Below are 23,125 nucleotides of genomic sequence, written 5' to 3' on the forward strand. Positions count from 1 at the left end.
TCAGAACTCGTAGGTGGCGGGCGCGGACGCCTCGCTCGTGTCGGTGGACTGCGCAATCGCCTCGGCCTGCGCCGCCACGGTGACGAGGTCGAACAGCTGGCCCACCCGCAGAGCCCCGGGCCACTGTTCGTCGAGACGACGCTGCAGTTCCACGACGCGATGCGAGTTGCCGCCGACGTCGAAGAACCCGTCTTCGGAACCGAAGTCGTCGTGGCCCAGCACGGCCGCCCAGTGTTCGGCGACCGACCGTTGCAGCGCGGTCCAGCGTTGCCGCGACTCGCCGCGCGCAGGCTCCGTCTCGGAGACGAGCGTGCGCAGCGCGTTCTCGTCCACCTCGCCGTCCGGCGTTCGCGGGACCGCGCCGAGTGCGACGAACCGCGTGGGGACCGATCGGGCGTCGAGCCGTCCGGCGCTGAACTCCCGCAGGTCTTCGGCCATCGGGAGCACGGCCGCCGCGGCCGCCGGGACCCAGAAGGCGGTGACACCGGTCGCGGTTGTGAGGACCACCGCTTCGCGGACCGCCGGGTGACTCTCCACGACGTCGGTGACCGACCGTGCCGGAGATCCGGTGGCGCCGACGCTCAGCAGTCGTCCGGACCGGTTCCACCGCGCGAGTGCGCCCGTCCGGACCATCCGGGAGCCCGGGACGCCGAACGGATTCGCCACGAACGTCGTGGCCGCCACCCGCGCCGAGGCCTGGTGGTCCCGCGTATCGGCCACGTACACCGCACCGGTCACGCCTTCGGGGGTGAGCTGCAACCGGGGATCGAGCACCACGGTCTCGGCCGCCGCACTCCACTCGCGAATCCGGGTGAGTTCGTCCGGGGCCAGCACGTCGACGTCTCCGACGGCGACACTCGGATCCGCGACGACTGCGGCGAGGATCCTGGTGAACCGATCGGCCAGGGCCTGCACGGTCGCCGCATCGAAGAGGTCGGTGGCGTAGGTGAATCCCGCGGTCATCCCTTCCGGTGTTCCGCACTCGTCGTACTTCTCCCGCACCGTCAGCTGCAGGTCGAAGAGCGACACCTCCACGTCGGGTTCGAGGACTTCGGCCTCCAGGTGCGGGAGGGCGAGGTCGGGGTGTTCGGTGTTCCGGAACTCGAGCAACACCTGGAACAGGGGTGAATGCGACTGGGAGCGAGGCGGGTTCAGCGCTTCCACCACCCGCTCGAACGGCACGTCCGCGTGGGCGTAGGCCGCGAGGTCGGTCTCCCGGACCCGGGTGAGCAGTTCGTCGAAGGTCCCCGACACGTCGGTCCGCAGCACGAGGGTGTTGACGAACATTCCCACCACGTCGTCGAGGACGGCCTCGCCGCGGCCGGCGACCGGCGACCCGATCACCACGTCGCCGGTACCGCCCGACCGTGCGAGTAACACGGCGAGCGCCGCGTGCACGACCATGAACACGGTGCACCGCCGGGTCCGCGCCAACGCCACCGTGTCCCGGTGCAGGTCGGCGCCGATCCCGAACGTCACCCGGTCGCCGGCGGCAGAGCGCCGCGGCGGGCGGTCACGGTCCGTGGGCAGGTCGGTCACGGCCGGCGCATCGGCGAGAGCGGATCGCCAGTAGTCCAGTTGCCGCGAGAGCAGGGAGTCGGCGTCGTCCTCCGAACCGAGGAGTTCTCGCTGCCACACGGCGTAGTCGGGGTACTGCACCGGCAGCGGCTCCCATCCCGGCGCACAGCCCTCGGACCGCGCGGTGTAGGCCGTCATCACGTCGCGGGCGAGCGGAACCATCGAGAACCCGTCGGCCGCGATGTGGTGCACCACGACGACGAGGACGTGCTCCCGGTCGCCGAGTTCGAACACCCTTGCCCGCATCGGGACTTCGGTGGCGACGTCGAAACCCGCGGACACGAGTGCCGAGATCTGGTCGCGTACCGGATCGTCGGACGTCGACACGGTGAGCTGCGCGACGTGGCCCGCACCGACGATCACCTGGGTGGGTCCCGATTCGCCGTACGGGTACCGGGTGCGCAGCGATTCGTGCCGGTCCACCACGTCGGCGAGGGCGGCGGTCAGTGCGTCGACGTCGAGGTCACCCGACAGCCGGACGATCATCGCGACGTTGTACGCGGGCGAGGACGGGTCGAACTGATTGAGGAGCCACATCCGGTGCTGCGCCCAGGACAGCGGCACCGGGTCGGGGCGCCGGGGCACCGTCACCGCGGGCCGGGCGTCGCCGCCCGCGCTCTCGCGCGCGATCCGTGCCGCGAGCGCCCGCACGGTCGGGGTCTCGAACACGTCCCGCACACCGACGTCCGTGCCGAGCGCGGAGTTGATCCGCGCGACCACCTGCGTCGCGGTCAGGGAGTTGCCACCGGACGCGAAGAAGTCGTCGTCTGCTCCGACGACGCCGGTGCCGAGAACCTCGGCGAACACGTCGGCCACCGCGGACTCGAACGGTGTGCCGGGTGCACGGAAGATGCGGGGCGCGAATTCGGGGTCCGGCAGTGCGTGCCGGTCGACCTTGCCGTTGGCCCCGAGCGGCAGCCGGTCGAGGACCGTCACCGAGGCCGGCACCATGAAGGGTGCGAGCACGGATCCGGCGAACTGCAGCACCTCGGTCGTGTCGAGGTCCGCGCCGTCCTCCGCGGTGACGTATCCGGCGAGGACCGCCTCGGCCGCGGGCGTGCGGCGCACCACGACCACCGCCTGCGCGACACCGGGGCAGCGGGTGAGCGCCGCCTCCACCTCCCCCGGTTCGACCCGCTGGCCACGCAACTTGACCTGGAAATCGTTGCGGCCCCAATATTCCAGCCGGCCTTCCTTCGTCCACCGCATCAGGTCGCCGGTGCGATACATGCGTGAGCCCGGGTGGTCGAACGGGTTCGCCACGAACGAGGCCGCGGTGGTTCCTGCCCGCCGGTGGTAGCCGCGCGCCAGACCCTCCCCCAGCACGTACAGCTCACCCACCACACCGACCGGCACCGGACGCAGCCACTCGTCGAGGACGAGTTCGCGGACACCGCGCATCGGGTGACCGATCCGCACGGGGTCGCCGGGTGTCATCGGGTCGCCGATGTTCGACATCACCGTCGTCTCCGTCGGGCCGTAGCCGACGAGCAGGGTGCGCCCGGACGCCCAGCGGGCCAGCAACTCCGGCGGGCAGCGTTCGCCGCCGACGACGAGCGCGCGGAGCAGGCGCAGACCCCGCGGGTCGATGGTGGCCAGGACCGCGGGGGTGGCGAACGCGTGCGTGATCCGCTCGGCCGCGAGCAGTTCCGTCAGTGCGGCGCCGCCGTACACGTGCGGCGCCGCGATGACCAGTCGCGCACCGGCACCGAACGCCATGAGGTATTCGAGCATCGTCGCGTCGAACCCGGGTGACGCGAGATTCAGGACGCGCGAGGCATTCGTCGTCGCGTACCGGGCGCGCTGATCGATCGTGAAGTTCTGCAGCCCCGCATGGGGGATCACGACGCCCTTCGGTGCCCCCGTCGACCCGGACGTGTACATCAGATACGCCGGATGGCCCGGTCGCAGCGGTACGACCCGGTCGTCGTCGGTGATCGGATGGGATTCCCATCGCCGCGTCGGACCCGGATAGTCGAGGAGCAGCCACTCCACACCGTCGGGCATCCGGTCGCGCTGTTCGGCGACCGTGAGTCCCGCCACCGCCCCGCAGTCGGCGAGGATGTCGGCGATCCTCCCCGGCGGCAGATTCGGATCCACCGGGACGAACGACGCACCCGACTTCGCCACCGCCCACACCGACACCACCAGTTCCACCGACCGGACGAGCCCGATCGCCACGTGGTCCTCCGGTCCGATTCCGCGGCGGATCAACACCCAGGCCAGGCGGTTCGACCAGTCGTCGAGTTCGCGATACGACATGACCGCGTTGCCGTAGGACAGCGCGACGGCGTGCGGGTCCCGGGCGGCCGCGGCGGAGAGGATCTCCGGCAGCAGCCGGGTCGTGCCGGTGGGCCGCCCGCGCACCGGGACGAGGGCCTCGCGTTCGCCGGGCGACAGCAGATCGAATCGGGCCAGTGGAATGTCCGGGTCGGCGACCACCGCGTCGAGGAGCCGCACGTATCGTTCGGCGAACTTGCGGACGGTCGCGGCGTCGAAGATGTCGGTGGCATAGGTGAATCCGGCGCTGATTCCGGCGGGTTCCCCGCCCTCCCCGAATCGTTCGGCCAGGGTCAGCTGCAGGTCGAACGTGGAGACGGAGACACCGAGGTCGATCTCCTCCACGTCCAGTTCCGGAAGGCTCGGAGTGGGCCGCACGACGTCCTGGAATTCGAACAGCACCTGGAACAACGGCGCGTGGGCCGTGGTGCGCGGCAGAGCGAGCGCCTCGACCACCCGCTCGAACGGCACCTCCGCGTGCGCGAACGCCTCCAGATCGCAGTCCCGCACGGCGGCGAGCAGCGCGGTGAACGAGTCGGCGCCGTGGACGGGGGTGCGCAGTGCCAGGGTGTTGACGAACATCCCCACCACGTCGTCGAGGACGGCCTCGCCGCGGCCCGCCACCGCGGATCCGATCACCACATCGGTGGTGCTTCCCAAGCGGGACACCAGGACCGCGAACGCGGCGTGCGTGACCATGAACACGGTCGCATCGTGTTCGCGGGCAAGGGCCACCACCTTCCGGTGCAGGCGGTCCCCGATCTCGAACGACTCCCGCGCGCCGGCGAGCGACCGGTGTTCGGGACGTGCGCGGTCCATCGGCAGGTCCGTCACCACCGGCGCGTCGGCGAGCGCGGAATGCCAGTACCCGAGCTGGCGGGACATCAGGGAGCCGGGATCGTCCTCCGACCCGAGCAGCGCCCGCTGCCAGATGCTGTAGTCGGCGTACTGCACCGGAAGCGGCACCCAGTCCGGCGCGTCCCCCCGCGCCCGGGCGGTGTACGCGGAGGTGATGTCGCGGGCCAGCGGGCCCAGCGACAGCGCGTCCGCCGCGATGTGATGGACCACCAGGGCCAGCGCGTGATCATGCGGACCGACCTCGAACAGGTGCGCCCGCAACGGAACCTGCGCGGTCACCTCGAAGCCCGCGGACAGCGCCGCCGCGAGTCGGTCCCGCAGGTCGCTCTCCCCCGACACCCTGACCGCGCGGAGGGCGGGCACCGCGGCCGACGCCGGGATCACCGACTGCACCGGCGTGTCCCCCCGCATCGGGAAGACCGTTCGCAACGCCTCGTGCCGGTCCACGACGTCCGTCAGCGCCGCGTGCAGCGCCGCGACGTCGAGAGGGCCGCGCAACCGGAAGGCCGCCGCGATGTTGTAGGCGGGCGACGTCGTGTCGAACTGGTCGAGGAACCACATCCGCGTCTGCGCTAGCGACACCGGCGCCGCCGCGGACCGGTCCGTCGCCACCAGCGGCGGCCGGTCCGCCGAGGCCGCCCGGCTCACCCGAGCCGCCAGCGACCGCACCGTCCGCGCCTCGAAGACGTCGCGCACTCCCACACCCGCACCGAGCACACCCTGAATCCGCGCCACGACCTTCGCCGCGATCAGCGAGTTGCCGCCGAGCGCGAAGAAGTCGTCGTCGATCCCGACCGCGGGCACGCCGAGCAGCGCGGCGAAGATGACCGCGAGCGACTCTTCGACGGGAGTGCCCGGTGCCACGAATTCGGCGCGAGAAGCTGCGACGGGCGCCGGAAGCGCCGCCCGGTCCAATTTCCCGTTGACGGTGAGCGGCAGCCGTTCGAGGATCGTCACCGACGCCGGGACCATGTACGACGGCAGCGCGCCTCCGGCGAATTCCAGCACGGCCTCCGTGTCGACGATCGCACCCGCCTCGGGCACCACGTACGCCGCCGGTGCCGGGCCGGTCACCGGATCCTCGTGCAGGGTCACCACCGCCTGCGCGACCCCGTCGCACCGGCCCAGCACCCATTCGATTTCGCCGAGTTCCACCCGGAATCCGCGGATCTCGACCTGCAGGTCGTCGCGTCCGAGGTAGTCGAGACTCCCGTCGCGTCGCCACCGCACGACGTCCCCGGTCCGGTACATCCGGGCGCCCGACGCATCCGCGACGAAGCGGGCCGCCGTGAGCCCGGCGCGGCCCAGGTAGCCGCGCGCGAGTTGCGGTCCCGCCACGTACAGTTCGCCGGCCACCCCGACCGGCACCGGACGCAGCCGCGCGTCCAGCACCGACACCCGGAATCCCGGAATCGGCCGCCCCACCTTGCTCGTCCACGCGGTGGCGGCGAGTCCGCGGCCGAGCGGGAGGTGCGTGACGTGCACCGTCGTCTCGGTGATGCCGTACATGTTCACCAGCACGGGTGCGTCCTCACCGTGGCGGGAGTACCAGCGTTCGAGTTGCCCGAAGTCGAGCGCCTCGCCGCCGAGCACGACGTAGCGCAGCGGCGGTGGGCTCGCGCCGTCTTCCGTATCGGTGGCCTCGATCAACTGCGAGAACGCCGTCGGCGTCTGGCTCAGCACCGTCACCCGCTCGCGGCGCAGCAGCGCGAGGAACGCGGCGGGCGATCGGGTGGTGTCGAAGTCGACGACGACGAGCGTCCCGCCGTGCAGCAGCGCGCCCCACAACTCCCAGACCGAGAAGTCGAATGCCGGGGAATGGAACATCGTCCACACGTCGGTGTCCCCGAACCGGAACAGATCCCGGGTGCTCGTGAAGAGCGAGACCACGTTGCGGTGCGACACCGCGACGCCCTTCGGACGTCCCGTCGATCCCGACGTGTAGACGACGTAGGCCAACGAGTCCGGATCGACCGGTGGCCGTTCGGCGTCGGTCAGCGGGTCCGCGGAGATGCCGCCGGGATCCGTGTCCGTCGAATCGAGGAGCAGGACGGGGACGTCCGACGCCGGCAGCGCGCGTTCGGTGTCCCGGGTGGCCAGAATGCACACCGGGTCGGCGTCGTCGAGGACGAGCGCCGACCGTTCACCGGGATGATCCGCGTCGATCGGGACGTAGGCGGCCCCGGCCTTGACGACCGCCACGAGCGCGACGACGAGCGCCGCCGAGCGCGGCATCGCAACCGCGACCGAGAACTCCGGGCCCCCTCGCTGCGAGAGCAGTTTCCGTGCAAGCCGATTCGACCGGGCGTCGAGGTCGGCGTAACTCAGGCGCTCGCCACCCGACACGACCGCGGTGGCGTCGGGGGTCCGCGCTGCCCGGGCGGCGAACAGCTCACCGAGTGTCGTTTGCTCGGCGGTATCGGCCGGACGGGTCGACCAGTCCTCCAGCACAGCGCGTTCGGCCGGTTCGACCAGGTCGATGTCGCCGATCACGACGGACGGATCCGCGGCGGCGGCCTCGGCGGTCCGCACGAACCGCCGAGCCAGTCCCTCCACGGTGGCGGCGTCGAACAGGTCTGTCGCGTAGGTGAATCGGGCCGTCGTGTCCGACACCGTCACGCGCAGATCGAGGTCGCCGAGTTCTCCTCCGGGGTCCGAGAATTCGAGCAGCACCTGGAAGAGCGGTGCGTGCGACCCGGACGGCGGCGGGTCGAGCGCGTCCACGATTCGCCGGGCGGGCACGCAGCGGTGGGCGAACGCCTCCGCGTCGGCGTCCCGCACGGTGCCGACGTACTCGTCGACGCGATCCGAGCCGCGCACGTGGGTCCGCAGCACCACCGGGTCGGTGTCCGTCCGCCTGCCGATGACGACGTCGTCGGTACGGGCCGACCGTGCCAGCACCAGCGCCAGCACCGCATGGGTCACGGTGGCGGCGTCCGTGCGGTGTGCGGCGGCGAACGCGTCGAGCGTGCGCCGCAGATCCGGGTCGAGGGCGACGTCGACGGCGGCGCTGCGGTGGGACGGCCGTGCGGGCCGCGGGCGGTCGGTGGGCAGGTCCAGCACCGGGGGCGCGTCCGCCAGTGTGCGCGTCCAGAAGTCGAGCTGGGCCGTCTCCTCGTGGACGGTGGTGAGCGCGGCGTCCGCGTCGGCCGTGACGAAGTCGCCGAGCAGTTCCAGGAACTGCCGGTGATGCGCGCCGACCTCGTCGGCGTCGTACCGGTTGGGGTTGGCCAGGAAGTGGACGAAGGTCCGGACCGGTGTGCCGCTCCGGTACACGTTGACGAGCAGATCCTCGACCGGCCCGGACGTGACGATGTGGTATTCGCCGACGAGCGGCCCCAGAACGAGTTCCTGGTGGAAGAGCATGACGTTGACCATCGGACCCGACAGCGACTGCGCCGCAACGGCGCCCGCGTCGCGCCGGATGTCGCCGAGCCCGAAACGCTGGTGTCGCAGCGCGCCCATCAGGTCGAGTTGGACCCGCTCCACCAGTTGCCCCACCGTGTCCCCGGGGCGGATCTGCACGGGAAGCGGCACGACGCCCGCCACCATTCCGCCGGACCGCCGCAGGGTCGCGGTGGTGCGCGCCGACACCGGGATCTTCAGGAGCACGTCCCGGTGTCCCGTCGTCCTCGACAGGTAGCAGGCGAACGCGGCGACGATCTTCGCGGTCCCGTGGGCGCCGGTGTCGCCGAGTGCGCGCTCCGCCGAGTCCGGCAGGGGCGCGGTGACGTCGGCGCTCGTGGCGACCGCGGGCCCCGTGCGTCGGGCCAGGCTCGATCCGGGTCCGAGGCCGTCGACCCGTTCGGCCCAGAACTGCCGGTCCGCGGCGAAGCGGGACGACGACCGGTACTGCTGATCGGCGTCGTACAGGTGCCGGGGGTCCACGGCCTCGTTGGGCGGCAATTCCCGGTCGAGCACCTCGGCGGTGTACCGGGCCGCGATGCGGTTGAGCATCGTCATCGCACCGTACCCGTCCAGGGCGACGTGGTGAATCTTGCTGTACCACAGATAGTGCGCGTCGCCGACGCGAAGAATCGACGATTCGACGAGGCGATCGCGCGTCGGATCCAGCGGGGTCTCGCAGTCGGCGCGCATCCATCGACGGGCGGCCTCCACCGGTTCGGCGTCCCCGCGGAAGTCCATCAGGCCGATCGACCGGTCCGCCGACGGATCGACCAGTTGGAACGGCTGACCGTCCCGGTCGATCAACCGGAGAAACGGCGATCCGAATTCGTCGGCGGTCGCGACGGTCGCCTCGCGCAGGAGGTCGACGTCCAGGTCGCCGTGCACCTCCACGTACTGGGCGATGCACAGCGGCACGTCGGGGGCCAGTTGCTGGGCCAGCCACGCCTCGTATTGGGCCGACGACAGCGGGAACGGTGCTTCGGCGCTGCCGGCGGCCTCGGTATGGTGCTCACGCAACGCCACCACCTCCGCTGGGCAGCAGCCGGCGCAACGCCACCTCGTCCACCTTGCTGCTCGGTGCGAGCGGAAGGGCGCCGAGCGCGAGGAAGCGGTCGGGCACCGCCTGCGCGACGAGCCGCGCGGCGCAGTGCGCGATCAGGTCGCGTGGTGTGGGCAGTACGGTGGCCGCGGCCGCGGGCACCCAGAACGCGGTCAACACCGTCTCCCCGTGTTCGTCGGCGGTCGCGAGAACCACCGCCTGGTGGATCGCGGGGTGACTCTCCAGCACGGCCTCCACCGCGTGTCTCTCGACCCGGGCGCCGCGCACTTTCACCTGTCCGTCGAACCGGCCGCGGAATTCGATGTCGCCGTGCGGATCGACGCGTGCGAGGTCGCCTGTGTGATACATCCGCGCACCGGGCTGCGCCGCGAAGGGGTCGGCGACGAAGCGGGCCGCGGTGGCGGCCGGGCGGGACGCGTAGCCCTCGGAGATCTGCGGACCGCCGACGTACAGGTCCCCCACCGCTCCGTACGGCACCTCGACCAGTTTCGCGTCGAGGACGTAGGCCGTGCTCGCGCCCAGTGGTCTGCCGATCGGCGCGATCGAGGCGGGCACGTCGCGCACCGGATGAGCGAGGCAGCTGACAGTCGTCTCGGTGGGACCGTACTCGTTGCTCAGCGGGACCCCGGGCAGCACCGCACGATGTTGTTCGACGAGCGTGCCCGGAAGGGCCTCTCCCGCAAGCGTCACCAATCGCAGACGCTCGCGCAGCGGGGTGAGATGCGGCAGCAGCAGCCGGTAGAACGAGGGGGTCGCGACCAGGTGAGTGGTCTGCCATGTCCGGGCGAGCGCGGCGACGGCCTCGGCGTCCATCAGTTCGCGAGCGTCCGGGAGCACGCTGGTGCCGCCGGTGCACAACGCCCACAGGGTCTTCAGCAGGGAACCGTCCCACGTGAGGCGGAACGCGGAGAACGTGACGAGGTCGCCGTCGTCGTAGTCGTAGTTGCGACCGTCGACCATGCTGGCGAGGTTGGCGCGGCTCGCGACGACAGCCTTGGGGACGCCGGTCGACCCGGACGTGGTGATCACGTAGGCGGCGGTGCCCGCGGGCACGTGTTCGGGTAGATCGGCCGGTTCGGCGACGGGCCGGTGCTCGGCGTCCCGGTCGTGCAGTGCGGGAACACGTCCGACCGCGCTGCGGGCCAGGTCCCGGATCCACGCCGGCGACGTCTTCGGATCCGCGGACCCGAAGACGATGGCACCGCAGTCGACGTCGCCGAGGAGTGCGCGGAGCTGACCCACCGGATGTCCGGGCTCGATCACGCACCACGCCGCACCCAGCCGCAGCGCGGCGATCATCCCCACAACCGTCTCGACGCTCTGCCGCTGGTGGATCAGCACCACCTGCCCCGGCCGGACACCGAGGGCGGCGAGTTGCCGCGCCAGTGCCTCGCTCGCCGAATCGAGTTCGCGATACGTCAGCACCCGGTCGCCCACCACGATCGCGATCCGGCCGGGAACCCGCGCGCACTGGCGGAGGATCCCGGTCATCACCCCACCGTTCGCGACCACGTCCGTCATGGCGCCACGTCTTCCGAGAGGACCACGACGTGATCGGCGTTCGGTGCCGCAACACTGCGAACGTCATTGCACACCAGCAGCATCCGATCGGGGTTCGGGTCGACGACGTCGAAACCCGCGAATCGCAGCGTCACCAGCATCACCCGGTTGACGTCCGTCGGCACGAACTCGGCGAGCGCATGCCTGCCGTGGACGCGTGCCCGCTCGACGACGTGCCGGATCAGCGCCGTCCCGACCCCACGGGACATCACCCGGCACGACATCAGCAGCAGTTGCAGGACGGAATCGTCGCCGCGGATCTCCGAGACCGCGAGACCGATCGTGCCGTACCCGCCGAATCGGTCGCCGAGCGACGCCACGAGCACCTCGTGGTCGTCCGAGGCGCACAGCCGGCGCAGTTCGTCGATGCCGAAAGTCCGGCCCGTCGTGTTGAGTTGATGAGACCGGACTGTCAGTTCGTGGGCGCGTTCGAGATCGTCCTCGGCCGCCCGGCGGACCGTCATGACCAGTTCGAGCGACGCCAGGAACTCGGAGTTGGACCCGTGGAACTCCTGTTCGCTCACCTGACGGATCCTTTCGGCGCGATACAGCGACCTCCGCTGCCTCGCCTCCTCGGTGACGGCGGGCGGCGTCAGCTCGGGAAGGTCGGGGAACGACGCGATCTGCTCGGCGGGATAGCAACGCACCGGCGGAAGCGCCTCGGACACCTCGGCCCGCTCGACGGGATCGTTGTCGACGAACGCGATGGTGTCGAGACCCAGATTCAGTGTCTCCGCGATGCGGCGCACGGCCTCCGACTTCGGGCCCCAGCCGACGTCGACGGCGCAGAACAGTTCCTCGATGCCGTGCATGCGCAGGTGTGCGGCGGCGGGTTCGTATTCGCCGCGGCTCGCCACGGCGTGCAGGATGCCGCGGCGGTCGAGCACGTCCAAGGCGCGGAGGGCGTCCGCCTTCGGCACCGGGGCATCCTGTTCGAGGACGACGCCGTCCCAGATGGTGTCGTCGAGATCCCAGACCACGCACTTGACCGTCTGCTCCATCGCGATCACTTCCCGTGCCCGGGTCGATCCGGCAGGCGTCGGAGCAGTGCGCTGCTCCAGGCCGCGACCGGGCTGCTGTTCATGATCACGCAATAGTCGCCGGGCACCTGCGCGGACGCCGCGCGCTCGAGGTTCGCCGCGACGTCGACGGATCCGAGGTGGCCGAACCGGGCCAGGTTGTCGCGGCAGACGGGATCGATGGTGACGTCGAGTGCCTCCTGCCAGAACATGAACGCGCCGAGCGACAGGTTCTGCATGAGAAAGACGCCGATCGCGTCCTGCTGCAGCCCGTTCCGGGCCAGCAGGTCCGCGTTGATCTCCGTGAACCGCTTCCGGCTCTCGACCGCGAGGCGGAACGAGTACGTGGGTTCGTCGGCGCATTCCTCGACCCAGTCGGCTTCACGGACGTCGCGGTAGTCGATGTGGAACAGGTCGGCGTATTTTCCGTCGCTGCGGATCATCTGGTCGACGAGTTCGTACCGCCCGGTCCCCGACGTCGTCAGCAGGACCGCGGCGGCGCCGTCGCCCAGAAGCGTCATCGGCGACCGGTACCGCGACCGGGTCGGGCTCTTCGCCGCCGCGACGACGAGGACGTTCTGGCACCGGGGGTCGCCGCGGAGCAACGCCGACGCGAGCGCGAAAGCCGCCGAGACGGACACGCACCCGAGGTCCCCCACACCGGTGGTGAACGCCTGGGTCGCGCCGAGCCGGTGCTGCAGCCGGGTCGCCTCGGACGCGAGCAGGTATTGCGGAACCCGGCCCTGGACGAGCAACAGCGCATCGATCTGGGTGGCGTCGAGGCCCGCCTTCCGGAGCGCCTCGTCCGCCGCGGCGTGCGCCAGATCCACCTCGGAGAGCCCGATTCCGATCCGCACCGTGTCGATGCCCAGTGACAATGCGTGCTCGCGCTGCGCGATCGGCAATTCGTCGAGCTCGGGCAGTCCGGCAACGGTCACCTCGTCGTCCGGGAACCAGAGCGCGACCGAGTCGACCGTGACCGGTCGGTCGGCCATCATGGCGCACCTCCCCCGAGCACGTAGTCACCGATCTGGAGTTCGGCGACCTCCGTCGCGCCCTCGATGATCTGCATGACCTTGGCATCGCGGAAGAAGCGCCCCACCCTGCTGCCGGGAACGCACCCGGCGGCCCCGAGCACCTGAACCGCCTGCTGGCTCACCGACGCGGCGACGCGGGCCGCGGCGTACTTCGCGGCGATCGTCGTGAACAGCGCGCTCGGCTCGTGGGCGTCGCGTTGTTCGGCGGCCCGCTCGCACAGCGCGCGGGCGCCGGCGGCATCGACCCAGCTGCGACCGAGGATCGCGCGGACCGAGTCGTGCTCGGACAGCACGGCGCTGCCCTGCACCCGGGTGGACGCGTGCGCGACGGCGTCGGCGAGGCACCCGCGCGTCATTCCGGCGCACCCCCAGGCGATGGTGTACCGGCCGTGGTCCAGGGCGGTGCCGACGACGTGGGACAGTCCGAACCCCGGCGGTGCGATCAGGTGGTCGGCGGGGACGACGACGCCGTCCAGCGCGATGTGCGCGATCCGGGCACCGCGCATGCCCAGCTGCCCGTGGATCGGTTCGACGGACACTCCGGTTGCGTCCGTTTCGACCAGCGCGGTGGTCAGCCCGGCCTCCGACCGGCCGAGGACGAGCAGTACGTCCGCGACCTCGCCGAACGTGACCCACAGTTTCCGTCCGGAGATCCGGTGATCCGAGCCGTGCGCCTCGAAACGGGTAGTCACAGAGGAGAGGTCGCTGCCGGCTCCGGATTCGGTGGCGGCGAATCCGGCGAGGAGTTCGCCGGTCGCCAGGGCCGGCACCCACTGTGCCCGCTGTTCGGCGGTGCCCCACCGGTCGAGGGCGGCGTTCACCATCCCCTGCACGGTCAGCAGCGAACGCAACGACGTGCAGACCGCCCCGAGTCTTTCTGCGACCGAGCCGAGTTCGGCCGCGTTCAGGCCGAGTCCCCGGCAGTCCGTCGTCCGGTCCAGCCCGAGGACTCCCGCCCGCGCGGCAGCCTCGATGACGTCGACCGGCAGTCCGGTCTCGTCCCAGGTGCCGGCGTCGGTCTCGGCGGAGGCGACCAGTGTGTCGATACCGATCACGGCGACGCCCCGTCCGTCGCACGAAGCTGCTCGCCCCGCTTTCTCCGAATGAAGCCCGCTACCCGCGCTGCGGTACGGAAGTTGTCGAGATCGAGATCCTCCACCTCGACCACGACGTCGTGGGAGCCCTCGATGTACGTGACGATCTCCAGGGCCCGCAACGAACTCACCAATCCCAGGGTGAAGTAGTCGTCGTCGGGACCGAGTTCCGTCGACGTGATCGAGCTCAGGTACTGCCGTAGCTGCTCGACCAGCTCGTCATGGGACTCGGGCACAGGGGTATTTGCTGTGTCCATGGGCGTGGGATTCCCATTTGGACCAGCGTTCAATCATCGTGCCCTCAGGCGGCCAGCAGGCCCGGCAGTCCCCACTCCGCTGCGAGCAGCTCGTAGGAGCGCAAGCGGTCGCCGTGATCGTGGGTGACGCTGGTGATCGCCAGTTCGTCGGCGTCGGTGAGCCTTCGCAGACTGTCGAGTCGGTCCGCGACGGTGGCCGGTGCCCCCACGAACTGGGTGATCAGCCGGTCCTCGACCGCCGCGCGTTCCGCCTCGCCGAGCGGTGCCGTGTGCGCCGGGTCGGGATACGGGATCGCACCGTGGCCGCTGCGGATGCTGTGCGTCCAGTGCGCGAACGTCGACGCCAGTTCCTTCGCCGTCGCGTCGTCCTCCGCTACGACCGCGTCGGCGGAGACGACGACGTACGGCTTCTGCAGCTGCGACGACGGGCGGAACGCGGCGCGGTAGGCCTCGACCGCCTCGAGCGTCGTCGACGGGCTCACGTGGTAGTTCGCTCCGAAAGGCAGCCCCAACCGCCCGGCCAGTTCGGCGCTCGGTCCCGCGCTGCTGCCGAACACCCACACCTCGACGTCGGCGCCCTCGCCGGGGCTGGCGTGGAGCTCGATCCCGTCCGGGGTGCTGTACGTGCCGTCGAGCAGTGCCAGGATGTCGTCGACCTGCTGGTCGAATGCGGGCGACAGCGCGCCCGGCTGCTGCAGTACCGACTGCGCCGCCGTGAGCCGCGGAGACAGCAGGAGCCCGGACGGGTCGAACGGCGCCGGGATCACGACGCCGTCGCGGATCTCCGTCTGCCGGCGGGACGGGGCCGGCTGGTTGTTGCGTTCCGCAACCGCTTTCAGCGCCTCGGCCCGCCGCTGACCCGACCGTCCGAGCCCGAGGTCCAGTCGACCCGGGTACAGCGCGTCGACGGTGCCGAACGCCTCGACCACTGCCGCTGCGGTGGTGTGGCCCAACTGCACCGCGGCGGCGCCGACCCGGAGGGTGCTGGTTGCCGCGGCCAGGATCCCGACGAGCACGGCCGGCGAGGAACTGGCGACGCCCACGAAGTGGTGTTCGGCAACCCAGTACCGCTTGTATCCCCACGCTTCGGCGTGCCGGGCGAGGTCGACGGTGTTCCGCAGGGCGGTGCGGGCGGTGGTGCCCTCGCTGACGGGCGACAGGTCGAGGACGGACAACGGAGTGGTCATGAGGGCACCTTCTGGAGAGAGCGGGGATTGACAGCGCGATGGCTGCGCGGGGCACCGAGTCCGAGGTGCCGCCGCAGCGCGACGGTGGTGTATTCGGTACGCAGGACGCCGCGGTCCTGCAGCAACGGCACCACCGTGTCGACGAACAGGGCGAGTTCGTCCGGGGTGAGAGAGGAGGGCAGGACGAACCCGTCCGCTGCGTCCTCGCGGACCCACCGGACGATCCGGTCCGCGACGGACGTGGCGGTACCCACGAACGTCGTGGCGGACAGAACCTTCACCGCATCGGCGGGCCTGCCCGCCTCGACCGTGCGGCGTGCGAGGTCGTCGTAGAACTCGCGCCCTGCCTCGAATGTGCCGAGCGGCGCGATGATCACGTCGCCGTGCCGGGCGGCGAGATCCCGGGCCTGCGGGCCGTCACCCGACACGATCACCACCGGTTGCGCTTGCGGGCTCCGCGGGACGGTGAAGCGTCCACCGATGTCGAAGTGCCTGCCCCGGTGGTAGAACGCGCCTGCGGTGGGATCCGAGACGAATCGCCCCGCGCCGCGGTCGATGGTCACGACCCCCTCGGCCCAGGAATCCCACAGCGTGCGTGCGGTGTCGACGAACTCCGCGGCCCGCTCGTCGCCGGAAGCCCAGGTGTTCCACGCCGCCCGCCCGCCGGACAGGTGATCGAGTGAGGCCAGCCGGCGGGCCACGTCGTACGGTTCGGCAGAGGTCGTGTCCAGCGTCGCCGCGAGCCCCACCGTGTCGGTGAACCCGGCCAGCGCGTTCGCCGCGGTGACGCCGTCGGCGAGGAAGAAGTCGAATCTCCCCCGCTCCGCGGTGCGGGCGGCATCCGCGAGGACGGCGAAGTCCGTCCGGCCCGCGGGTGCCGCCGCCCCGAGCACGACCTGCTTCTCGGCCATGCCTACCGCGGGTTCTTCTCGCCGGCCTCGACCGCGAGCGTAAGCCGGTTCTCGGCGGGCGCGACCGGGCAGGTGGCGTAGTCGGTGAACGCGCACGGCAGGTTGGCCGCCCGGTTGAAATCGAGGATCACCCGGCCGTCGGCGGCGGGAGCGTCCACGGCCAGTGACCGCGCCGCGGGGTACGTGCTGACCCCGCTGGTGGCGTCGGTGAACAGAACGTGCAGGCCACCGTTCTTGCCTGCGAACGCGACGAGTTCGTGTGCGGCGCCGTCGTAGTCGAAGGTCAGCGTCCCCAGCGCCGTGTGGTGGTGCTCGAGCCCCTCGACGACCGCACCCGTCGTCACGACGCGGGACTGCGGGAACGGGGTGAACGTCGCCGGCACGGACCACTGCCGCGCGGGCGGGAACGTGGGGATGCCGGTGAACGCGGCGAGGGTGCCCGCCTCGGGGTCGTGGATCCGCAGGGCGACGTCACCGGTTCTCCGGATCACCTCGATGTTGCGGCTCCCGTGCCGCACGAGCTGACCGGGTGCGCCCTCCAGAGGTGCGAGGGCCGCCGTGCCGTCGACGGGTTCGCCGTCGACCTCGAGCCCGGCGTCGGCGGTCGCCGTGATCACCACACCGTCCGCGTCGGCCCGCCACTTCCCGGGCAGATCGGGGAACGTGGTGTCGGTCTCGACGAGCCAGTGCAGGGCGGTGAGACTCAGCCATCCCAGCGGGTCGCGGAAAGACTCCTCTCGCCCCGAATGCCAGTCCTGCCAGTCCTGCTCGAATGTCGCGCCTGCCGTGACTGCGGTCATGATGCCCGAACTCCTTCTGTCTGGTGATGCGGATGGCGCAGTCCGAGATGACTGCGCAGGGTCGTCCCCGAGTACTCGGAGCGGAAACTGCCGCGGTTCTGCAATTCCGGGACCACCTTCTCGACGAACTCGTCGAGCCCGCCCGGAGTGAGGTGCGGTACCAGGATGAAGCCGTCACACGCATCCGCCTGCACGTAGCGGTCGATCTCCTCGGCCACCTCGGCGGCGGTGCCGACGAACTGCTGGCGGGTGGTGACCGCGATGATCAGTTCCCGGATGCTGAGTTTCTCGGCTTCCGCCTTCGCCCGCCACGCGGCAGCGATCTCGCGGGGGTCCTTCGCGTGCCGCACCCGGCCGCGGGTGATGTTCGTGTCGTCGGCCGGTTCGACGTCCGGCAGCGGACCGTCCGGGTCATACGCGGAAAGGTCGCGGCCCCACACCTGTTCGAGAAACGCGATCGCCGTCTGCGGGCCCACCTGCTGGTGCCTGATGTGATCGGCGCGCTCGGCCGCGTCCGCCGCGGAGTCGCCCAGCACGAACGTCGCCGCCGGCAGCACCTTGAGATCACCGTGGCTGCGCCCGTACTTCGCCAGCCTGCCCTTGACGTCCGTGTAGAACTTCTGGCCGTCCTCGAGCGACCCGTGGATGGTGAAGATCGCGTCCGCCTGCGCGGCCCCGAATTCGCGGCCCTGATCGGAGTCGCCCGCCTGCAGCAGCACCGGGTGCCCCTGCGGGCTCCGGGGAATCGTGAACCGCCCCCGGATGTCGAATTGGGAGCCGGAGTGGGTGACGTCGCGGATCGAGTTGTCCGGGGCGAACACCCCCCGGGCGCGGTCGATCTGCAGCGCATCCTGATCCCAGCTGTCCCAGAACTTGCGGGCGCCCTCGATCAGTTCGCCTGCGCGGACGTACCGGTCGGCCTTGTCGAGGTATCCCCCGCGCCGGAAGTTCTCCCCCGTGAACGCGTCCGAGGACGTCACCATGTTCCACGCGGCCCGGCCGTCGGACAGATGGTCGAGCGAGGCGAATTGCCGTGCCAACTCGTACGGTTCGTTGAACGTGGTGTTGATCGTCCCCGCCAGGCCCAGATGCGTGGTGACTCCGGCGAGTGCGCCGAGCACCGTCAAGGTGTCGGGGCGGCCCACCACGTCGAGGTCGTGGATCTGTCCTCGGTGCTCACGCAGGCGCAGGCCCTCGGCGAGGAAGAAGAAGTCGAACAATCCGCGTTCGGCGGTCTCCGCGAGGTGCACGAACGAGTCGAAGTCGATCTGGCTCTTCGATTCGGGGTCGCTCCACACGGTGGTGTTGTTGACGCCGGGAAAGTGGGCGGCGAGATGAATCTGCTTGCGCTGGTTGCTCATGATGTCAGTCCTGTCCGGCGAAGTGATTGACGGGACGGGTGAAGCCGAGCCGCTCCCGGAGCACTCCGCTGTCGGGCGCTCGGCCGCCCGGCCGCAGCAGCGGCAGGACGCGTTCGGTGATCTCGTTCAGGCCGGACGTCAGCGCCAGCGGCCGGAGGGTCACGCCGTCGACGCCCCCGGCGCCCACCACGTCGGTGATCAGCCGGGAGAGTCCCGGCGCGTCGCCGCGGTGGAGAATCGACGCGGGCTCGTACCGGCTGCCGGACCAGTTCTCGAGCTGGGCGAGGTCGCGTTCCGCGGCGTCGGGGGTCTCGGCGATCACCACCTCGACGTCGAGCAGGATCCGCAGCGAGGCGGGGTCCCGGCCGGCCTCGGTGGCGGCACGCCGCACCCGGTCTGCGACGTCACGTGCCGCGTCCACGGTGGGTGCGCCGATGCGGATCACGTCGGCACGCGCGGCGGCCACCCTGGTGGAGTGCTCGTCCCGCGCGCCGATCACGATCAGCGACTGCCCCTGCGGCGACCGCGGCGTGATCGAGGGACCCTTCACGGAGAAGTGCGTGCCCTCGAAGTCGATGTAGTGCAGCTTGTCCCGGTCGATGAAGCGGCCGGTGGCGACGTCGCGGATCTCGGCGTCGTCCTCCCAGCTGTCCCACAGCAGGCTCACGACCTCGATCGCGTCGGCCGCCTCCGCCCACAGACTCTCGGCATCCTGCGCGTCCTTGCGTCCGAACAGATTCGCCTGCGCCTGACCGGCCGACACGTCCACCTGCCATCCGGCACGGCCGAGCGACGCGTGGTCGAGGCTCGCGATGGCCTTGGACACGTGGAACGGCTCGGTGTGGGTGACAGTCACCGTGGGAACCAGGCCGATCCGCTCGGTGGGCGCGACGGCCCGTGCGGCGATCGCCACGGCGTCCAGTTGCCCACGCTGATCGGCATGTCCCGTCGTGGCGATCGCGAAGGTATCGCCGACGAACGCGAGGTCCACTCCGGCCGAGTCGGCCTGCCCGAGCAGGCCGGTCCAGTAGCCGGCGGTGAAGAGGTCCTCGGCGCGCGAGTCCGGACGACGCCAGGACTGCGGGTGAATCCCCGTGCCGTACAGATCGACGGCGACGAGCGGGTCGTGTGGCTCAGGCATGAATCGATTCCTCCAGCTGTGCAGAACGTGGACGCACGACGGATCGTCCCGGGATGGCGTCGAGCAACTGCCGGGTGTAGTCGTGGCGGGGATTGTCGAATATTGCTGCCGCGGTGCCCGATTCGACGATGCGGCCGGACTGCATCACCGCGACCGTGTCGCTGATCTGCCGGACCACGGCGAGGTCGTGCGAGATGAAGAGGTAGCTGAGCCCGAGTTCCCGCTGCAGGCGCTCGAGCAGCCCGAGGATCTGCGACTGCACCGAGACGTCCAGCGCGGACACCGGTTCGTCGAGCACGACGAGTTCCGGGTGCAGCGCGAGCGCGCGGGCGATCGCGACCCGCTGCCGTTGCCCACCGGACAGCTCGGCCGGTCTGCGTTCGAGGTAGGTACGCGGCAACGCGACCTGTTCGAGCAGTTCGGCGACTCGTGCCGCCCGTTCCGCCCGGGTGCCGACACCGAACGCACCGAGCGGTTCCGCGACGATGTCCGCGATCGTCAGCTTCGGATCGAGGGACGCATACGGGTTCTGGTACACGATCTGCATTCGGCGGCGCAGGGCACGCAGCGCGCCGCCGCGCAGGCCGGTGATGTCCCGGCCGTCGAACTCGACGCGGCCCGCGGTGGGAGATTCCAACCGGATCGCGATCCGGGCCACCGTGGACTTGCCGGACCCGGACTCCCCCACCAGCGACAGCGTGCGCCCGCGGGGAACCTCGAACGACACGCCCTGGACGGCGTCGATGGCCGTGCGCCGGTCGATCCGGAACGTCTTGGACACCCCGGACACGCGCAGCAGGACATCGGGTTCGGCTCCGCCCGCCTCCGCGGCGCGACTGGGCCCCCGTCCCACCGCGAGACTCGGCGCCGCGGCCAGCAGGGTGCGGGTGTACTCGTGCTGTGGGTTCTCGAGGATCTCGCGGGTGGGGCCCGCTTCCACCACCTCACCCTCGCTCATCACCACGATCCGGTCGGCACGGTCGGCGGCGACACCCAGATCGTGCGTGATCAGCAGGACCGCGGTGCCGGACTCGGCGATCCGCGCGTCGAGGTGATCGAGAATCCGGCGCTGCACGGTGACGTCGAGTGCGCTGGTCGGCTCGTCCGCGATCACGAGTCCGGGGCTGCACGCCAGCGCGATCCCGATCAGGACGCGCTGCCGTTGCCCGCCCGACAGGTCCTGCGGGTACTGCCTCGCCCGCACCTCGGGCTTGTCGATCCCGGCCTCGGCGAGAATGCGCACTGCCTCGATGCCTGCCGTCCGCCGGTCGGCGAGACCGTGGATCCGGAGCACCTCCGCCACCTGGGCGCCGACTCTCAGGACGGGGTTGAGCGACGTCGTCGGGTCCTGGGGAACCAGCCCGATCCGGGCGCCGCGGATCCGCTCGAGTGCGCGCTCCGACTTGGTGTCGAGACGCTCACCGTCGAACGTGACGGTGCCGGCCACGGCCCGCCCGGATCCGCTGAGCAATCCGAGGATCGCGTGCGCCGTGGTTGATTTCCCGGAGCCGGACTCGCCGACCACGGCCACCACTTCCCCGCGCGACACCGTGAGGTCGACGCCTTTCACGGCCACGACGGGATCGCTCACGCTCCCGTACGCCACCCGCAGTCCGGAGACCTGGAGTAGCGGCGCCGTGGTGCCTGCCGCAGCAGTAGTCGTCGAGCTCATCGCACTTCCCTCTGTTCGAGTGCATGCCCGAGTCGGTGCGCCGACAGCACGACGGCCACGATCACCAGTCCGGGCAGGGTGGTCATCCACCACGCGGTGGCGAGGTAGTTCCGGCCCTCGGAGATCAGCGAGCCCCATTCCGGGGTGGGCGGCACCGCGCCGAACCCGAGGAAGCTCAGCGACGACACCGCGAGGACCGCCATCCCGAACTCGACGGCGGCGAGTGCCACGACAGGCGCGTACGAGTTCCGCAGAACGTGGCGGCGCAGCACCGTGTGCCAGCGGACACCCGACGCGAACGCCGCCTCGACGTACAGCGACCGGCGTACTCGCAGCACCTCCGACCGCATCACGCGGGCGAAGTTCGCGATCAGCGACACGCCCACCGCGATCGCCACGTTGACCGTGCCGAACCCCAGCGCGGTCACCAGTGCGAGCGAGAGCAGCAGGGCGGGGATCGACAGGAGGACGTCGACGACGCGCATCAGGACGGCGTCCAGCGCACCTCCGACGGCACCGGACAGCAGGCCGATCAGCGAACCGACGACCAGCGCGATACCCACAGCCAACAGCGTTGCGGTCAAAGATAATCCGGCACCGTGGACCACGCGGGTATACACGTCACGGCCGATGTTGTCGGTGCCGAACCAATGCGCGGCACTCGGCGCCTGCAGTTTCTGGGCGGGCACCCCGACCAGCGGGTCACCGCTCGCGAACACCGACGGCGCCACCGCGAATCCGACCGCGACGAGGAGCACGGCGGCCGAGGCCACCAGCACGAGATTGCGACGCAACCACGGCACCGCGCGGCGTCCGCGACTGTCCGACTCGGACGCGACCACGGGAGGCGGTTCGGTCGGCGGAGCGCCGAAACCCTCGGCCTCCTCGATCAGTTCCCTGGTGAGGATGTCAGACATGAACCTTCTCCTCCACATCCGCGGTGGTGTTGCGGCCGGAACTGCGCCTGCCCTCGACGATCCGGGGATCGATCAGCGGATAGAGCAGATCGACGGCGAGATTGACGAGTACGTAGACGACCGAGCTCAGCACCACGATTCCCTGGACCAACGGAATGTCCTGCGCCATCACGGACGTCTGGGTGAGCCGCCCCACGCCGGCGCGCGAGAACACCGTCTCGACGACGACCGATCCGGCCAGCAGATTACCCACGAGCACACCGGCGATGGTGAACGCCGGAATGCTCGACAGGCGCAGCGCGTGCCGGGTCTGAATCTGCCAGCGGGACGCACCCTTCGCCCGCGCGGCTTCGATGAACGGCTGCCGCCACGTGGTCTGCAGACTCGCCGCGAGCACCTGCGCGATCACGGCACCGGTCGGCAGCGCGAGCGTCACCGCGGGGAGCACCAGCGTCGCGATCCCCTGGTCACCGAACGCCGGGAAGGCCTTCAGCCGGAACGAGAACAGCTGCAGCAGAATCAGTCCCACCCAGAATGTCGGCACCGCCACACCGAGCGGAGGCAGTGAGAACAGCAGATTCCGCACCCAGTGGACCCTGGTGTAGGTGGCGAGGAACGCGACCGCTGCCCCGAACACGACCGCGAGAACCAGCGCCGCCGACGCCAGCGCGAGCGTGCTGGGGACCGCGTTCCCGATCGCCTCGGTCACCGATTGCCCGGTGGCGATCGAGTACCCGAAGTCACCGCGGACGGCGTGGCTCAGCGAGTTCCAGTACTGCACCCACACCGGCTGGTCGAGGCCGTACCGCGCCTGCAGCTCCGCGACGGCGGCCGCGTCGACCGTCGTTCCGGTGGTCGCCGAGTCGACGGCGATGCTCACCGGGTCGGACGGCAGCAGGAACAGCACGGCGAACGACACGGTGAACGTCGCCCACAGGACGGCGATCGCCTGCAGCACGCGTAATCCGAGGTAGCGAATCATGGC

General features: G+C 70.6%; 14 protein-coding genes. All 14 read right to left on the reverse strand.

All coding sequences use genetic code 11. The features are described 5' to 3' along the window. Genes ACLIVD_RS29865 through ACLIVD_RS29930 form a run of 14 tightly spaced genes read right to left on the reverse strand, consistent with a single transcriptional unit; the run spans position 1 to position 23,122 of the window. Complete coding sequence (locus ACLIVD_RS29865; protein ID WP_491931085.1) at positions 1-9,147, reverse strand: amino acid adenylation domain-containing protein; 9,147 nt, start codon at positions 9,145-9,147, stop codon at positions 1-3. Then, the gene (locus ACLIVD_RS29870; RefSeq protein ID WP_491931086.1) at positions 9,134-10,705 is read right to left on the reverse strand and encodes an amino acid adenylation domain-containing protein; all 1,572 of its coding nucleotides are present in this window, start codon (positions 10,703-10,705) and stop codon (positions 9,134-9,136) included. The genes ACLIVD_RS29865 and ACLIVD_RS29870 overlap by 14 nt, the downstream gene beginning before the upstream one ends. Then, positions 10,702-11,754: an HAD-IIIC family phosphatase gene (locus tag ACLIVD_RS29875; RefSeq protein WP_491931087.1), complete on the reverse strand. Its 1,053-nt coding sequence runs from the start codon at positions 11,752-11,754 to the stop codon at positions 10,702-10,704. The genes ACLIVD_RS29870 and ACLIVD_RS29875 overlap by 4 nt, the downstream gene beginning before the upstream one ends. Continuing rightward, entirely contained in the window at positions 11,751-12,761 is a 1,011-nt protein-coding gene (locus ACLIVD_RS29880; RefSeq protein WP_491931088.1) for a 3-oxoacyl-ACP synthase, read from the reverse strand. The genes ACLIVD_RS29875 and ACLIVD_RS29880 overlap by 4 nt, the downstream gene beginning before the upstream one ends. Further along, entirely contained in the window at positions 12,758-13,855 is a 1,098-nt protein-coding gene (locus ACLIVD_RS29885; protein WP_477951536.1) for an acyl-CoA dehydrogenase family protein, read from the reverse strand. The genes ACLIVD_RS29880 and ACLIVD_RS29885 overlap by 4 nt, the downstream gene beginning before the upstream one ends. Further along, positions 13,852-14,151: an acyl carrier protein gene (locus ACLIVD_RS29890; RefSeq protein ID WP_105415177.1), complete on the reverse strand. Its 300-nt coding sequence runs from the start codon at positions 14,149-14,151 to the stop codon at positions 13,852-13,854. Before ACLIVD_RS29890 ends, ACLIVD_RS29885 begins: the two co-directional genes overlap by 4 nt. Before the next feature lie 44 nt (positions 14,152-14,195). Beyond that, entirely contained in the window at positions 14,196-15,338 is a 1,143-nt protein-coding gene (locus ACLIVD_RS29895; RefSeq protein WP_283336550.1) for an LLM class flavin-dependent oxidoreductase, read from the reverse strand. Continuing rightward, positions 15,335-16,249, reverse strand: a complete 915-nt coding sequence (locus ACLIVD_RS29900; protein WP_491931089.1) for an LLM class flavin-dependent oxidoreductase — start codon at positions 16,247-16,249, stop codon at positions 15,335-15,337. The genes ACLIVD_RS29895 and ACLIVD_RS29900 overlap by 4 nt, the downstream gene beginning before the upstream one ends. A gap of 2 nt (positions 16,250-16,251) precedes the next feature. Further along, the gene (locus ACLIVD_RS29905; RefSeq protein WP_283336548.1) at positions 16,252-17,049 is read right to left on the reverse strand and encodes a DUF1684 domain-containing protein; all 798 of its coding nucleotides are present in this window, start codon (positions 17,047-17,049) and stop codon (positions 16,252-16,254) included. Further along, complete coding sequence (locus ACLIVD_RS29910; protein WP_477951533.1) at positions 17,046-18,410, reverse strand: NtaA/DmoA family FMN-dependent monooxygenase; 1,365 nt, start codon at positions 18,408-18,410, stop codon at positions 17,046-17,048. The genes ACLIVD_RS29905 and ACLIVD_RS29910 overlap by 4 nt, the downstream gene beginning before the upstream one ends. Positions 18,411-18,414: 4 nt before the next feature. Then, positions 18,415-19,551: an LLM class flavin-dependent oxidoreductase gene (locus tag ACLIVD_RS29915; protein WP_491931091.1), complete on the reverse strand. Its 1,137-nt coding sequence runs from the start codon at positions 19,549-19,551 to the stop codon at positions 18,415-18,417. Further along, a complete protein-coding gene (locus ACLIVD_RS29920) occupies positions 19,544-21,223 on the reverse strand; it encodes a dipeptide ABC transporter ATP-binding protein (RefSeq protein WP_491931092.1) in 1,680 nt (559 codons plus the stop codon). Before ACLIVD_RS29920 ends, ACLIVD_RS29915 begins: the two co-directional genes overlap by 8 nt. Then, positions 21,220-22,140 carry an ABC transporter permease gene (locus tag ACLIVD_RS29925; protein ID WP_491931094.1) on the reverse strand — a complete coding sequence of 307 codons (921 nt, stop codon included), beginning with the start codon at positions 22,138-22,140 and terminating at the stop codon, positions 21,220-21,222. The genes ACLIVD_RS29920 and ACLIVD_RS29925 overlap by 4 nt, the downstream gene beginning before the upstream one ends. Then, positions 22,133-23,122, reverse strand: coding sequence for an ABC transporter permease (locus tag ACLIVD_RS29930; protein WP_491931095.1), 990 nt, complete (start codon positions 23,120-23,122; stop codon positions 22,133-22,135). Before ACLIVD_RS29930 ends, ACLIVD_RS29925 begins: the two co-directional genes overlap by 8 nt. Positions 23,123-23,125 lie beyond the last annotated feature (3 nt).

It is taken from the genome of Rhodococcus sp. G6(2025) (assembly GCF_058628105.1).